Origin of the sequence: Flexivirga caeni (assembly GCF_003724155.1) — a bacterium.
GTDB lineage: Bacteria > Actinomycetota > Actinomycetes > Actinomycetales > Dermatophilaceae > Flexivirga > Flexivirga caeni.
In genome coordinates this window covers 126,592-140,534 of sequence record NZ_RJJQ01000008.1, presented here as the reverse complement: position 1 = coordinate 140,534, position 13,943 = coordinate 126,592, and the positions used below count along the sequence as shown (strand labels likewise).

Below are 13,943 nucleotides of genomic sequence, written 5' to 3'. Positions count from 1 at the left end.
GCACACACCCTCAGCCATGGTGCACGTACATCGACTGGATGCCGACCCGGCCGGGGCCGGTCATCTCGGCGAGGTACATGCTGTGCCGCATCATCCCGGTTCGCAGATTCTGCTGCACGGTCGACATCTGCACCGAGGAGTCCTTGTAGAGGAATCCGCCGGGCTCGACGAGGATCTTCTCCCCGGCAGCGAGCGTCTTCTGGAACACGTTGCCGTATCCGTGCAGCAGCAGCAGCCCCTGCTCGCCGTGGGTGACAAAGCGGTCCATGTACATCCCCTGGCCGCCGTGCAGCACGTTGACCATGCCCTTGATCTGCACGAACGAATAGCTCACCGAGTGCGTCGCGGCGAGGAAGGCGTGTCCGCGCACGTCCATCTCCATCGAGGGGTGCAGCGGTAGCACCACCACCTCGCCGGTGGCGTCGCGAGACAGCGCGATCCGGCCCGGGCCGTCGGCCTGGTTGATGATGTGCGGCATGCCGCCGAGCTTTCGGGACATCCCGCCGCCCAGCTTCGTGGCCTGTATGGCGAGCCCTGGGTCCTTCCACAGCATGACGTGGTGCTCGAAGTAGACCGCATCGCCATGGGCGAGGGCGATCTCCGCCACTGGGACGATCTCGCCGTCGATCTGGCAGACCGAGGAGGCGAAATGGAACTCGGTCAGGTCGTGCAGCCGGGGTGCCTCGGCCCAGCCGGCCTCGGTCACGCGCACCGCATCGCTCAGGGAGGCACCGCAGGCCCAGCAGGACGCAGACCCCTCCTGGTTGACGCTCCCACACCATGCACAGGTCACTTGATCCATCGGCGGTCCTTTCCGTGAAGCCGTCCGCGCCGCTGGCGAGTATCCCAACGCGGGGTGGGAATTGGCTGCGGGTTCTAGCACCTCACCAGGCCGAGGCGCTGTTTGAGCGCCAGCACCCGGTGCGTCGAGGCGCTCAGCTTCGCCGCGAACGCCGGGTCGCTCGCGGCATGGGCGAGCAGGGCGCCGATCATCGTGCCCGCGTCGCTCGCGCGAGCGGTCAGCACGATGTCGCCACCCGCGTCGATGAAGCGCACAGCCCGCTGACCGACCGGAACGGCCGCAACCGCAACGGCATTCATGTCGTCGGTGATGACCACCCCGTGCCAGCCGAGCTTGCCCCGCAGCAGCCCGGTGACGATCTTCGCCGAGAACGGAGCCCGGTTGGCCGGGTCCAGCTTCGCGTAGATTGCCGACGACACCATCACCGCGCCCGCACCGGCCTTCATCCCGGCGGCGAACGGCGTGAGGTAGGGATCGTTCTCGGTCGTGTCGGTGTCGGTGGTGCCGATAGTCGTCACGTCGGTGTTGCCGGTGACCCGCCCGAGCCCGGGGAAGTGCTTCACCGTCGCGCCGACGCCCGCGGAGACCAGGCCCTGCACCACGTCCCGCACCGACTGCGCGACCGTGGCCGGATCGTGCCCGTATTCGCGGTCGAAGCTCCCGATCGGCGCATTGCTGGCCGCCGTCGCGGCCGGGACCGTATCGGCCACGGGTGCGAGGTCGAGGTTGACGCCGGCCGACTTCAGTTGCGTGCCGATCGTCTTCGCGTATGCCGTGCGCGCCGCCGCGCTCATGCTGCCCTGCTGCAGAGCCGTGACGAGCGTGCTGAAGCCCGGGCCGCGCAGTTGCTGCACGGCGCCGCCCTCCTGATCGGCCGCGAGCAGCAGGCCGACTCCGCCGGTTGCCGTCGAACTTGCTTGGGATTGCAGGTGATCCGACGTGGTGCGGATGCTCGCAGCGCCCTCCGCCCACCCGCCGAGGTAGATGACGTTGCCGACGTGCTGCGTCGCGATGAGCGTGTCATCGGCATTCATCGAGCTGGCGCCGTCCAGCCCGATCATCAGCAACTGCCCGGCGCGTTGTGCCGGGGTCAGCCGGTCGTAGGTGCGCTGCACGCACCGGGAGGTGGGAGAGGTTGCGGTCGATGTGGCGGGCATCGCGGTGACACCCGCTGAGGATCGGGCCGGCGAGGCGGCCACGCGGGGAACGGCCGAGCTGGCGGCCGAGCCCGCGGCCGTCGTCGAAGCCGTACCGGCCGCAGCCGCTGACCCGCCGTGAGAGCTGCCCGACGAGCAGCCGGCGGTCGCCACTGCAGCCACGACATACACCGCGGCGAGGCGTACCGACCCACGAGAGAGCACGGACCGACCGTAGCTCACGGCGGACCGCAACTCACGGTGCGGGCACAAGCATCAGCACCGCTTGCGCCCCGCCGATGCGGGTGACCAGGATCGTCGCTTCGGCGCTGCCCTTGAGCCGCAGCTGGCGCCGCAGGCCGTCCGGATCGACCGACGCACCCTTCTTCTTGATGGTCAGCCGGCCGATGCGGTGGTCGCGGGTCCAGGAGCGAAGTGCCTTGAGATTGAAGGGCATTGCGTCTGTCACGACATACTTCTTGGCCCACGGGACGACGACGTCGCGCGGCGAGCTGACGATACCGACGCCCGTGTCGAGTTCGACCCCGTCCACCCGGCGCACCAAGGCCCCGCTGAGACCGGCCCGGATCACCGCACGGTCGGCCTCGTAGAGATAGCCGTGCAGCCGGTCGAGGCGCGCGGTCTGCGACCCGGCATCCTCCGCGTCGCGCTCCAGCACCTCATAGGCGAACTGGTCGCTCACCACCAGCGCGGACCGCCCGACGTCCCATGCCGCGGCGTTCCACCACAGCACGCACTCCACCACCTCGCCGTCGTATGACGTCCACTGCGCCTGGGTGCCCGGCGGGACCTGGCCGTGTGCCAGCGAGGGGGACAGCTTCACACCGGCGGCGGCCACCTGCGCGCCGGCGGCACACACGAAGTCCCAGGCGGGCACGAGTTCGTCGAGCCGGAAGGTGCGCCGGGTGCGTCCGGTGATGTCGGCGACCCCGGGCGTACGGCGCGCCGGGTCGAGCCAGACCGCCGCGTCGGGTGCTTCCCTGCGACCCGGCAGTCGCACCCGTTCGGCGAGCTCGTGCTCCGCCCGGGCATGCGGCCACGGCCGCAGGTTGTAGTCGGCGATGCACGCCGTCACCTCGTCGGCGTCCACGGCCGCGACCCGCAGACCGGAGTCTGCGAAGGCACGCGCGTCCGCGCCGATGCCGCAGCCGAGGTCGTGGACCACCCGTGCGCCCGAACCGGCGAGCCGGCGGGCGTGCAGCCGGGCGACCTGGCGCCGGGTCGCCTGCTCCAGTCCGTCGGGGGTGAAGAGCAGGTCGCGCGCGGCGCGGCCGAACTTGCGCTCGCCCCGGGCGCGCAGCCGCGACTGAGTGAGAGCGGCCGCGACCAGCTCGGGGTCGAAACCCTCTCGCCGCAGCCGCTCACCGAGCACGAAGGACTCCGCCTCGTCATACGGCGGCAGGGACGCCAGCAACGCCGCGCCCTCGCCACTGATCAGCTTGGCGAGCAGTCCGGGCGTCATACGGTTAAGTGTTGCGCATGAAGGGAATGCGCTTCGGTCCGGCGCGCATCGTCGTCACGTTCTATGCGATCACCGTCACGATCGGCACCGCTTTGCTGGCGCTGCCGGCCGCCAGCACCAAACACGGCAGCGCGGAGTTCAGCACGGCGCTGTTCACCGCGGCCAGCGCCACGTGCATCACCGGGATGTCGCCGGTGGACGTGGCGACCTACTGGACGCCGTTCGGGCACGCCGTGATCCTGTTGCTCGTGCAAGCGGGGGGCCTTGGCATCGTGACGCTCTCGGCGCGTCTGCTGCAGCTGGTGCACGGCCGAATGGGTCTGCAGGGCACGTTGGCGGCCCAGGCCGACGCACACACCGACACGCCTGCGCACGCCCGCTCGATGGTCCGGGTGATCGTGCGGTTCTACCTGCTGCTGGAGGTGCTGCTCGCCGTCCTGCTCGGGCTCCGGCTGCACTTCGCGTATGGCGAAGGGGCCGGCCGCGCCGCCTGGGAGGGCGTCTTCAACGCCGTCTCCGCGGTCAACAACGCCGGTTTCACGCTCTATTCGCAGGGTGCGGTGAAGTTCGCCGGCGACCCGTGGGTGCTCGCCATGCTGTGCTGCGGCGTGTTCATCGGCGGCCTGGGCTACCCGGTGTGGTTCGAGCTGATGCGCCGGCGTCGGCCGCGTCAGTGGTCGATGCACACCCGGTTGACGCTCTACGGCTCGGTGATCCTCTTCGCCGCAGGGCTGGTGACCTTCCTGGCGTTCGAATGGCGCAACCCGGCGACGATCGCGCACATGAGCGTGACCGACAAGATCTGGAACTCCATCGGGGGAGCGGTCTTCCCGCGCACTGCGGGCTTCAACACCGTCGACTACGAGCACGTGCGGCCGGAGACGATGGCGGTCAACTACGTGCTGATGTTCATCGGCGGCGGCAGCGCCGGCACCTCGGGCGGCATCAAGGTGTCGACCTTCTTCCTGCTGGGTGCGGTGATCATCTCCGAGATCCGTGGCGAGCCGCAGGCCCGGGTCGGGCCGCGCGCCATACCGGCGGCAGTGCAGCGGCAGGCGCTGACCGTGGCACTGCTCGGGGTCGGCTGCGTGATGGCCGGCATGATCGCCGTCATCACCATCAGCGAGCAGCCGATGCAGCTGGTGCTCTTCGAGACGATCTCGGCGTTCTCGACCACCGGACTGAGCGCGAACCTGACCGCGCAACTGCCCGTCGCTGCCCAACTGGTGCTCGTCGCATTGATGTTCATCGGCCGAGTCGGCACGATGACGGTCGGCACCGCGCTCGCCATGCGGCGCAGCAAGCGGCGCTATCGCCTACCGGAGGAGTGGCCCATTGTCGGTTAAACGACGCGGAACCCTGGACGCGCACAGCGTCCTGATCATCGGTCTCGGCCGCTTCGGCACCTCCGTCGCCAGGACGCTCACCGAGCAGGGCTGGGAGGTCCTCGCGGTCGACCAGTCGGGCGAGCTGGTGCAGAAGTGGTCGGACGTGCTCACCCACGTCGTGCAGGCCGACAGCACGGACGTCGACGCGTTGCGGCAGATCGGTGCCGGCGATTTCGAGCGCGCGGTGGTCGCGATCGGTTCTCATCTGGAAGCCAGCATCCTGACCACGGCCAACCTGGCCGACCTCGAGGTCCCGAGCGTGTGGGCGAAGGCGATGACCAAGCAGCACGCCCGCATCCTGGAACGCATCGGCGCCCATCACGTGGTGCTTCCGGAGCGTGACATGGGTGCGCGCATCGGTCGGCTGCTGGTCGGATCGCTCACGGATTATTACGAATTGGAGAGCGGGTTCGGCATCGGCCGGATGGGTGCACCGGACCGGCTCTGTGGCAAGACGCTGGCCGAGCTCAGCCTCCGTGGCCGGTATGGCGTGACGGTCGTGGCCGTCAAGCACCAGGGCGGCGGCACCTTCGAGGACGCACGGCCCGAGACGCGGATCGAGCGGGGTGACCAGCTGGTCATCTCGGGCTCCACCGAGCGGTTGCAGCAGTTCTCGGGGCGGGCCTGAAACCCGAGACAGTAGAGTCGTCATACACCGAAGTCCGCCGCCTGAAGGGTCCGCCGCCCGTGCGCGAGATCGTCGTCTTCTCCGGATCAGCCCACCCGACCTTCGCCGACAGCATCTGCGATCACCTCGGCGTGCCGCGGTCGTATGTCGACCTCAAGCGCTTCAGCAACGACTGCCTGCAGGCGCAACTGCTTGCCAACTGCCGGCAGCGTGACGTGTTCCTGGTGCAGCCGCTGGTCCCGCCGACGCAGGATCACCTGATGGAGCTGCTGCTGATGATCGACGCCGCGCGTGGCGCGTCGGCCGAGCGCATCACCGCCGTCATCCCGTATTTCGCCTATGCGCGATCGGACAAGAAGGACGCGTCGCGCATCTCTATCGGCGGCAAGCTGGTCGCCGACCTGCTCGCGACCGCCGGCGCCGACCGGGTCATCACGATGGCGCTGCACGCGCCGCAGGTGCACGGGTTCTTCTCGATGCCGGTCGATCACCTGACGGCGATCGGCGTGCTGGCCGACCATTTCCGCGCCAGCGGCGACCTCGCCGATTCGGTCGTGGTGTCGCCCGACTTCGGAAACGCCAAGACCGCAACGCAGTTCGCCCGATTGCTGGGGCTCCCGGTAGCGGCCGGCTCCAAGAAGCGCATCTCCGACGAGAAGGTCGTCATCGACACCATCGTCGGCGACGTCGACGGCAAGCGCGCGATCGTGCTCGACGACGAGATCTCGACGGGTGGGTCGGTCGTGGAGTTGCTTGATCGGCTGGGGGAGCGCGGCTGCACCTCGGCCGACATCGCGTGCACGCACGGCCTGTTCGTCGGGCGGGCGGTCGAGCGGCTGTCCGCGCATCCGCTCGTGGGGCACGTCGTCACCACCGACACGGTGCCGCGTCCGCCGGACTGGCCCGCGCTGCAGGTGCGCTCGGTGTCCGCGCTGTTCGCCGAGGCGATCGCCAGGATCCATGCCGGCGAGTCGGTCAGCAGCCTCTTCGACGGCGTCGACCCCTCGCACGCCCCGCCGCAGGCGACGTTGCCGCTCGGCTGAGGGTCAGCGGGGCACCCACACAGTCACCAAGCACACCTCCTGGCCGCCGCATGCCTGTCGGAGGGACTTGCACCACGCCGACCAATAAGATACCAATAGTCTCCTATGGTTGATTCACCGACGAAGCCAGCGACCCGTCGACGCGGGCGAGCGCTGGAAGACGCCCTGCTGGATGCCGCGTGGATGGTGTTGGAGCGGGCCGGGTATGCCGGGTTGACGATGGACGCCGTCGCTGCGGAGGCATCGACGAGCAAGAGCGTCCTCTATCGGCGCTGGCCGTCGCGTTCCGACCTCGTTCTCGCGATGGTGCTGCGCCGAGTGCCGATGGCACCGCAGGTCGACCCGGACACGGGCACGCTGAGCGGTGATCTGCGGGCGCTGCTGCGCCAGGTGAGTGAGCGGTTCATCTCTCTCGGTGCCGCCGTTCCTGCGCTTGCCGCCGAGTTGCCGGGCAATCCCGAGATCGTCGAGGCATCCCGGGTTGCGTTCGGTGCCGCGGAGGCATTGGCCCAGAACATCGCCGACCGGGCGGCAGAGCGCGGGGAGATCCCGACCGCCCGGCTCGCGCCGGCCACTCTCCGGGCGCCGCTGAACCTGGCGCGGTTCGACCTGCTGATGACGATGCAGCCGCTTGACGAAGCTGCGATCGACGCGCTCGTGAACGAGGTCGCACTGCCGCTCTACGGCGCGAGTCGAAGTAGTTGCGCTCACGACCCCCTGCCTTGCCCGCCTCACCACCTGGAGGACTGATGACTGTTGTCGCCATGGACGCCGCTGGATTTGCGGCAGCGGAAGCGCGGCTCGCGCTCGGAGCTCCGATTGTGATCCCAACCCCATCGCCGCTGGCGTACGTGCTGTTCGCGGACGAGGCGACCGGTATCAACGTGGCCAAGGGCCGCGATCGTGACCAGCCGGTCGGTGTCACCCCGGTCGCTTTCGAGGTGATCCGCCCCTATCTCGGCGTGGACCAGGATGGTGAGCGACTTGTCGAGTGGCTGATGTTCGACGCGCACTTCAGTCTCTTGATTCCCGTCCGCCCACCGACACCTGAGTGGTTGGCTCCGGCGATCGTCAAGGGTGTCGCTGCGCTCGCGGGTGCGTGGCTGCCGCAGCTGGAGCCGCTGTTGCGCAACCGGAAGTTCGCATACAGCAGCTCGGCCAACGCCACCGGCGCGCCGCCGGCCGCCGACGCCGCGAGCGCCGATCGCGCCTTTGGCGGCGACCTGCTGGTCCTCGACGGCGACGCCTGCCGCGCCGGTGACGGGAGACATGGCTCCACGACCACGCTTGCCGTGAGCGCCGAGGGCGCTCTGTCCGTCTACCGCCACGGAATCCAGGACGCTGGCGCCGAGGATGACGAGGAACGATTTCTCCGCACGCTCGGCGCCTGCGCCCAGGTGGCACGATGACCAGGAACGCGACGGTACGGTCCGGGGACGACACGCCATTGCGCCGCCTGCTCAGCCTGCCCATTGTTGGCTTCGCGCCGTGGCTTCTGCTCGTCCTCGTCGAGGGCCCGGGGCGCGTCGCGCTCGCCTCCGGCCTGGCCTGCGCACTGGCGATCGCGATCACGGCGAGCGGCGCGGCGATTGGTCGGCGCCCTAAGCTGCTCGAGGTCAGCGGGATCGTCGTCTTCGGGCTGATGCTCATCGTCGTGGTCGCCTTCCCGGACACCCGGCATTGGCTGGGGCTGTGGGCGGCCGAGATCTGCAACGCTGTCATCGCGCTGGTCACCGTCGGCTCGATCGTTGCGCGACGGCCCTTCACGGTGGCCTACGCGCGGGAGATGACCGAACGCGAGCATTGGGACAGCCCGCTGTTCATGCGGGTGAACTACGCACTCAGCTCGGCATGGGCAACCGCATTCCTGGCCAGCGCGATCGTCGGCTACCTGGGTGACGGGCCCCTGCACGACCCCACCAACATCTGGACCAACTGGGTCATCCAGGTCGCGCTGGTCATCGCCGCCATCGCGTTCACCAACTGGTACCCGCACAAGGCCCTCGCGCGATACTCGCCCGAACCCGCCTGAGCACTCGCCGCCGGATCATTCTTGGCACTCAAGTTGCATGAGTGCTAACGACCGCATAGATTCTGTGCTGGCACTCTTCCTGGGACAGTGCCAACCGGAGTTCGTGGTCGACCCCCGCGACGGCGCCCACGACATACCCCGGTCGGTAGCTGACCAGGGCACGCATCCACGGCCCGCTCGATCGGGCCCCAGAACAGGAAGGTCACACCGTGTCGGTGAACATCAAGCCGCTCGAGGACCGCATCGTCGTCAAGTCCGTCGAGGCCGAGCAGACCACCGCCTCAGGCCTGGTCATCCCGGACACCGCCAAGGAGAAGCCCCAGGAGGGCGAGGTCCTGGCCATCGGTCCGGGTCGCGTCGACGACAACGGCCAGCGCGTCCCGCTGGACGTCGCTGTCGGCGACCGCGTCATCTACTCCAAGTACGGCGGCACCGAGGTGAAGTACGCCGGCGAGGAGCTGCTCATCCTCTCGGCCCGCGACGTCCTCGCGGTCGTCACCAAGTAAGACCCCACACTTTGCGTATGACGTGCCTCGGCTCGCTCACTTCGAGCGGGGCCGAGGCGTCGTCATACGTGACCAATTGACGAAAGGCCAATAATGGCAAAGGAATTGGAGTTCAACGACGCCGCCCGGAAGTCGTTGGAGCGTGGCGTTGACGCCCTGGCCAACGCGGTCAAGGTGACGCTCGGCCCCAAGGGCCGCAACGTCGTCATCGACAAGAAGTGGGGCGCCCCGACCATCACCAACGATGGTGTGACCATCGCGCGTGAAGTCGAGCTGGACGACCCGTATGAGAACCTCGGCGCCCAGCTCGCCAAGGAGGTCGCCACCAAGACCAACGACATCGCCGGTGACGGCACCACCACCGCGACCGTGCTCGCCCAGGCCATGGTGCGCGAAGGTCTGCGCAACGTCGCCGCTGGCGCTGGTCCCGCCGCGCTCAAGCGTGGCATCGACCAGGCGGTCGAGGCGATCAACGACCGGCTGCTCAAGGACGCCCGCGAGGTCGAGGGCAAGGACGAGATCTCCCAGGTCGCCGCCCTGTCCGCGCAGGACCAGACGATCGGCGGCCTGATCGCCGAGGCGTTCGACAAGGTCGGCAAGGACGGCGTCATCACCGTCGAGGAGTCCTCGACCGCCGAGACTGCCCTGGAGTTCACCGAGGGCATGCAGTTCGACAAGGGCTACATCTCGCCCTACTTCGTCTCGGATCCCGAGCGCATGGAGGCCGTCCTGGAGGACGCCTACATCCTGATCAACCAGGGCAAGATCTCGGCGGTCGCCGATGTCCTGCCGCTGCTGGAGAAGGTCGTGCAGTCCGGCAAGCCGCTGCTGATCATCGCCGAGGACATCGACGGCGAAGCGCTGTCGACCCTGGTGGTCAACAAGATCCGCGGCACGTTCAACGTCGTCGCGGTCAAGGCGCCCGGCTTCGGTGACCGTCGCAAGGCCATGCTGCAGGACATCGCCATCCTCACCGGCGGCCAGGTCATCGCCGAAGAGGTCGGCCTCAAGCTCGACCAGGTCGACCTGGAGCTGCTCGGCCAGGCCCGTCGCGTCGTCGTCACCAAGGACAACACGACGATCGTCGACGGCCAGGGCGACGCCGATGCAGTGGGCGGCCGGGTCAAGGAGCTCAAGGCCGAGATCGAGCGCACCGACTCCGACTGGGACCGCGAGAAGCTGCAAGAGCGGCTGGCCAAGCTCGCCGGCGGTGTCTGCGTGATCCAGGTGGGTGCGCACACCGAGGTCGAGCTCAAGGAGAAGAAGCACCGCATCGAGGACGCGATCTCCGCGACCCGCGCCGCGATCGAAGAGGGCATCGTCGCCGGTGGCGGCTCCGCTCTCGTGCACGCTGCCTCCGCCGTCGACGCGCTCGCCCTGGAGGGCGACGAGGCGACCGGCGCCGCGCTGATCGCCAAGGCAGTCGTCGAGCCGCTGCGCTGGATCGCCGAGAACGCCGGGCTCGAGGGCTACGTCGCCGTCGCGCGCGTGCAGGACGAGCCGGTCGGCAGCGGCCTGAACGCCGCGACCGGTGAGTATGGCGACCTGGTCAAGCAGGGCGTCATCGACCCGGTCAAGGTCACCCGCTCCGCACTGCGCAACGCCGCCTCGATCGCGTCGATGGTGCTCACCACCGACACGCTCGTCGTGGACAAGAAGGAGGACGAGGAGGCCGACGCCGGCCACGGCCACGGCCACAGCCACTGACCTGCCTCGCTTGAAACACCGCAACGGGCCCCGTCATACCTCGGTATGGCGGGGCCCTCGCCATACCCGGGCCTCCCAGCGGGGAGGCGGATTTGCCCGATCAGCTGGCCGCAATCGGATGAACGACCTACTCTGGAAAGTGCGGCTACTTCCACGTGCCTACCGCGACCGGACAAGGAACGAACGTGAACTCGGGGACTTCTCGATTGCGTGCTGGCCAGGACGACCTGGTCGGCGAGTTGGACGCTGCCCCCGTAACGTTTTCGCCGCGTCGAGCGATGTCACCAGCGAACGCACAGACTTCCCTGCGCGATCTGGCGGCAGGCGCTCGTGACGGCGACGCGGATGCCACCAACGAACTCATGGCAGCCGTACACCAGCTGGCCGTTCGCTATGCGCGCGGCAAGCTGGGCAGGTTTTCCGCTGCCGCCGATGCCGCCGCCGATGCGGCGCAGGAGGTGTGCGTGGCCGTCCTCACCGCGTTGCCGCGCTACTCCGACCGTGGCGCGCCTTTCGAGGCGTTCGTCTACCGCATCGCCGCCAACAAGGTTGCCGACGTGCAGCGTTCGGTCATCCGGCGGCCGGCGCCGACCGACGAGATCCCCGAGACCGTCGACGAGCGACCCGGCCCGGAGGAGTGCGCGCTGACCGGCGACGAGTCCGGCCGGCTCTGGGCGATGCTCGACCGGCTCTCGCCCCAGCATCGCGAGATCCTCACCCTGCGCGTCGCCGTAGGACTCTCGGCGGAGGAGACGGCCGACGCCCTGGGCATGTCCGCGGGTGCGGTGCGCGTCGCCCAGCACCGTGCGCTGTGCCGGTTGCGCGGCTTCTTCGACGAGGACGCGGCACCATGACGCCTAACCTCGACGACATCCGGCGCGACGACGAGTTGCTGGACGCGCTGGGCCGGCGCCAGGCGACACGTCCGGGCGACGCCACCGGCGAGGCGCTGCGCGCCTGGGTCCGCGAGATCGACGCCCCTGACACGTCCCTGCCCAGCGGGCGCTACGCACGCCGGCGGCACCGGCACGTCAGGGCCGGTGTGGTCGCGGCCCTCACGGTCGGCACCCTGTCCATCTCCGGTGTCGCAGCCGCCGTCACGGGTGTCGGCGGCATCGCCCAGGTCGCCCGGCACATGGGTTTCGTCCACCGCAGCGCAGACTTCGGCTCCGGCGCAGCCGGCCCGACCAGCACCGGCTCCGCCACGAGCGCCACATCCGAACAGGCGCCCGCGTCCCCACGGCGGATGCCGGCCACGGGTGTCGGTTCGGTCGCCACGAACAGGCCAGTGCCCACCACCCTGCCCCGCGTGCTTCCGGGCGCGATCCTGCCGCCGGACAAGGGCGGGTCGGCGCCCTCCACCACGTCGACGACCCCGCCGTCGACCACTCCCACCAGCCGGCCGACGAGTCCCAGGACCACCCCGACCTCACCGTCGTCCACCTCGTCCGGTTCCACCAGCCCGAGCGGTTCGCCGACGTCCAAGCCCACCAGTCCGCAACCGACCGGTCCCACGCACGGGCCTTCGTCCCCGGCGCCCACGTCGACCACGGCGCCCGTCTGGTCCCCAGTGTCGCCGACGAGCAGCGGCACCTCCTCCAGCAGCGGCACATCCAGCGGCCCGACCGGCGCCGACTGACCTTCTGTCCGGTGCCGGGGGCGCGCCTCTTACACTCGTGCAATGGCTTTCGAGGAGTCGCCCGCGCCCGCCCACCCGTTCGACGTCCCGGCCAAGTTCGGTCAGCTCGGACTGACCTACGACGACGTGCTGCTGCTGCCCGGAGAGACTGACGTCATACCCAGTGAGGTCGACACGACCAGCCGGGTGACCCGCGAGATCAGCCTTCGGGTGCCGCTGGTGTCCGCGGCCATGGACACCGTCACCGAGGCCCGTATGGCGATTGCCATGGCACGCCAGGGCGGTCTCGGGGTACTGCACCGCAACTTGTCCATCGACGATCAGGCCGAGCAGGTCGATCTGGTCAAGCGCACCCAGACCGGCATCATCTCCAACCCGGTGACCATCGGGGCCGGCGCGACCCTCGAAGAGCTGGACGAGACCTGTGGCCGCTACCGCGTGTCGGGACTGCCCGTGGTGGACGACGGCGGCCACCTGATCGGCATCATCACCAACCGGGACCTGCGCTTCACCCCGGTCGCCGAATGGGCATCGACCAAGGTGTCCGACGTGATGACCCGGCCGCCGCTGGTCACCGGTCCGGTCGGCATCAGCCGTGAGGACGCGGCGGCACTGCTGCGCCAGCACAAGCGCGAGCGGCTGCCGCTGGTGGACGACGACGGCCGGCTCGCCGGGCTGATCACGGTGAAGGACTTCGTGAAGTCCGAGCAGTTCCCCAACGCATCCAAGGACGCCGACGGCCGGCTCCTGGTCGCCGCGGCGGTCGGCTACTTCGGGGACGCGTGGGAGCGCGCCACCACCCTGGTCGAGGCGGGTGTCGACATCCTCGTGCCGGACGTCGCCAACGGACATGCCCGGCTGATGCTCGACATGATCCGCAAGCTGAAGTCGGACCCGGCCACCCGTCACGTGCAGGTGCTCGGGGGCAACGTCGCGACTCGCGAAGGCGCGGCGGCACTCGTCGAGGCGGGCGTCGATGGGGTCAAGGTCGGCGTTGGGCCGGGCTCGATCTGCACCACCCGAGTAGTCGCCGGCGTCGGCGTGCCGCAGGTCACCGCGATCTACGAGGCATCGCTCGCCTGCAAGCCGGCCGGAGTCCCGGTCGTCGGTGACGGTGGTTTGCAGTTCTCGGGTGACATTGCCAAAGCCCTTGTGGCGGGGGCGGATTCGGTGATGATCGGCTCGCTTGTCGCCGGCTGCGAAGAGTCACCGGGCGACCTGATGCTCGTCTCGGGGAAGCAGTTCAAGACCTACCGGGGCATGGGCTCGCTGGGCGCGATGGCATCCCGCGGCAAGAAGTCCTTCTCCAAGGACCGCTATTTCCAGGCCGACGTCGCCAGCGACGACGAGATCGTGCCCGAGGGCATCGAGGGCCGCGTGCCCTACCGCGGCCCGCTGGGCACCGTCGTACACCAGCTCATCGGCGGTCTGCACCAGTCGATGTTCTACGTGGGCGCGAGCACGATCCCGCAGCTGCAGGAGCGCGGCCGCTTCGTGCGCATCACGTCCGCCGGGCTGAAGGAGTCGCACCCGCACGACGTGCAGGGCATCGTGGAGGCCCCCAACTACGCGCGCTGAC

14 protein-coding genes are annotated in these 13,943 nt (G+C 69.2%); 11 read left to right on the top strand and 3 right to left on the bottom strand.

The features are described from left to right. Window positions 1-10: 10 nt before the first annotated feature. The 3 genes from EFY87_RS09700 to EFY87_RS09690 all read right to left on the bottom strand — a co-directional run bounded on the left by EFY87_RS09700 (window position 11) and on the right by EFY87_RS09690 (window position 3,421). The gene (locus tag EFY87_RS09700) at window positions 11-802 is read right to left on the bottom strand and encodes an AIM24 family protein (RefSeq protein ID WP_123271279.1); all 792 of its coding nucleotides are present in this window, start codon (window positions 800-802) and stop codon (window positions 11-13) included. Between the two features lie 74 nt (window positions 803-876). Continuing rightward, window positions 877-1,959: a glycoside hydrolase family 3 N-terminal domain-containing protein gene (locus EFY87_RS09695; protein WP_220093585.1), complete on the bottom strand. Its 1,083-nt coding sequence runs from the start codon at window positions 1,957-1,959 to the stop codon at window positions 877-879. Window positions 1,960-2,194: 235 nt separating this feature from the next. Continuing rightward, the gene (locus EFY87_RS09690; protein WP_123271278.1) at window positions 2,195-3,421 is read right to left on the bottom strand and encodes a class I SAM-dependent methyltransferase; all 1,227 of its coding nucleotides are present in this window, start codon (window positions 3,419-3,421) and stop codon (window positions 2,195-2,197) included. Window positions 3,422-3,438: 17 nt separating this feature from the next. On the opposite strand from EFY87_RS09690, the gene EFY87_RS09685 reads away from it, so the two are divergent. From EFY87_RS09685 to guaB, 11 genes are all read left to right on the top strand, one after another. Beyond that, the gene (locus EFY87_RS09685) at window positions 3,439-4,767 is read left to right on the top strand and encodes a TrkH family potassium uptake protein (protein WP_245988570.1); all 1,329 of its coding nucleotides are present in this window, start codon (window positions 3,439-3,441) and stop codon (window positions 4,765-4,767) included. Further along, window positions 4,757-5,437, top strand: coding sequence for a potassium channel family protein (locus EFY87_RS09680; RefSeq protein ID WP_245988569.1), 681 nt, complete (start codon window positions 4,757-4,759; stop codon window positions 5,435-5,437). The genes EFY87_RS09685 and EFY87_RS09680 overlap by 11 nt, the downstream gene beginning before the upstream one ends. 59 nt (window positions 5,438-5,496) lie before the next feature. After that, window positions 5,497-6,480, top strand: a complete 984-nt coding sequence (locus EFY87_RS09675) for a ribose-phosphate diphosphokinase (RefSeq protein ID WP_123271276.1) — start codon at window positions 5,497-5,499, stop codon at window positions 6,478-6,480. 105 nt (window positions 6,481-6,585) lie between these two features. Next, window positions 6,586-7,230 (top strand): TetR/AcrR family transcriptional regulator, encoded by a 645-nt coding sequence (locus tag EFY87_RS09670; RefSeq protein ID WP_123271275.1) that lies wholly within the window; start codon window positions 6,586-6,588, stop codon window positions 7,228-7,230. Beyond that, window positions 7,230-7,889, top strand: a complete 660-nt coding sequence (locus tag EFY87_RS09665; RefSeq protein ID WP_123271274.1) for a hypothetical protein — start codon at window positions 7,230-7,232, stop codon at window positions 7,887-7,889. Before EFY87_RS09670 ends, EFY87_RS09665 begins: the two co-directional genes overlap by 1 nt. Continuing rightward, window positions 7,886-8,512, top strand: a complete 627-nt coding sequence (locus EFY87_RS09660) for a DUF3159 domain-containing protein (RefSeq protein ID WP_123271273.1) — start codon at window positions 7,886-7,888, stop codon at window positions 8,510-8,512. The genes EFY87_RS09665 and EFY87_RS09660 overlap by 4 nt, the downstream gene beginning before the upstream one ends. Window positions 8,513-8,721: 209 nt before the next feature. Further along, complete coding sequence (gene groES, locus EFY87_RS09655; RefSeq protein WP_123271272.1) at window positions 8,722-9,018, top strand: co-chaperone GroES; 297 nt, start codon at window positions 8,722-8,724, stop codon at window positions 9,016-9,018. Window positions 9,019-9,111: 93 nt separating this feature from the next. After that, window positions 9,112-10,725, top strand: a complete 1,614-nt coding sequence (groL, locus tag EFY87_RS09650) for a chaperonin GroEL (protein WP_123271271.1) — start codon at window positions 9,112-9,114, stop codon at window positions 10,723-10,725. 278 nt (window positions 10,726-11,003) lie between these two features. Further along, on the top strand, window positions 11,004-11,579 hold the full coding sequence (gene shbA, locus EFY87_RS09645; RefSeq protein WP_123271270.1) for an RNA polymerase sigma factor ShbA: 576 nt from the start codon (window positions 11,004-11,006) through the stop codon (window positions 11,577-11,579). Then, entirely contained in the window at window positions 11,576-12,364 is a 789-nt protein-coding gene (locus tag EFY87_RS20000; protein ID WP_148043298.1) for a hypothetical protein, read from the top strand. The genes shbA and EFY87_RS20000 overlap by 4 nt, the downstream gene beginning before the upstream one ends. A 42-nt stretch (window positions 12,365-12,406) precedes the next feature. Then, complete coding sequence (guaB, locus tag EFY87_RS09635; protein ID WP_123271268.1) at window positions 12,407-13,942, top strand: IMP dehydrogenase; 1,536 nt, start codon at window positions 12,407-12,409, stop codon at window positions 13,940-13,942. The last annotated feature ends 1 nt before the right edge of the window (window position 13,943 follow it).

Excerpts from the sequence above, each read along its gene's own strand:
- EFY87_RS09700 (WP_123271279.1), bottom strand. The coding sequence starts at position 802 with ATGGATCAAGTGACCTGTGCATGGTGTGGGAGCGTCAACCAGGAGGGG.
- EFY87_RS09695 (WP_220093585.1), bottom strand. The coding sequence starts at position 1,959 with ATGCCCGCCACATCGACCGCAACCTCTCCCACCTCCCGGTGCGTGCAG.
- EFY87_RS09690 (WP_123271278.1), bottom strand. The coding sequence starts at position 3,421 with ATGACGCCCGGACTGCTCGCCAAGCTGATCAGTGGCGAGGGCGCGGCG.
- EFY87_RS09685 (WP_245988570.1), top strand. The coding sequence starts at position 3,439 with ATGAAGGGAATGCGCTTCGGTCCGGCGCGCATCGTCGTCACGTTCTAT.
- EFY87_RS09670 (WP_123271275.1), top strand. The coding sequence starts at position 6,586 with ATGGTTGATTCACCGACGAAGCCAGCGACCCGTCGACGCGGGCGAGCG.
- EFY87_RS09665 (WP_123271274.1), top strand. The coding sequence starts at position 7,230 with ATGACTGTTGTCGCCATGGACGCCGCTGGATTTGCGGCAGCGGAAGCG.
- EFY87_RS09660 (WP_123271273.1), top strand. The coding sequence starts at position 7,886 with ATGACCAGGAACGCGACGGTACGGTCCGGGGACGACACGCCATTGCGC.
- groL (WP_123271271.1), top strand. The coding sequence starts at position 9,112 with ATGGCAAAGGAATTGGAGTTCAACGACGCCGCCCGGAAGTCGTTGGAG.
- shbA (WP_123271270.1), top strand. The coding sequence starts at position 11,004 with ATGTCACCAGCGAACGCACAGACTTCCCTGCGCGATCTGGCGGCAGGC.
- EFY87_RS20000 (WP_148043298.1), top strand. The coding sequence starts at position 11,576 with ATGACGCCTAACCTCGACGACATCCGGCGCGACGACGAGTTGCTGGAC.
- guaB (WP_123271268.1), top strand. The coding sequence starts at position 12,407 with ATGGCTTTCGAGGAGTCGCCCGCGCCCGCCCACCCGTTCGACGTCCCG.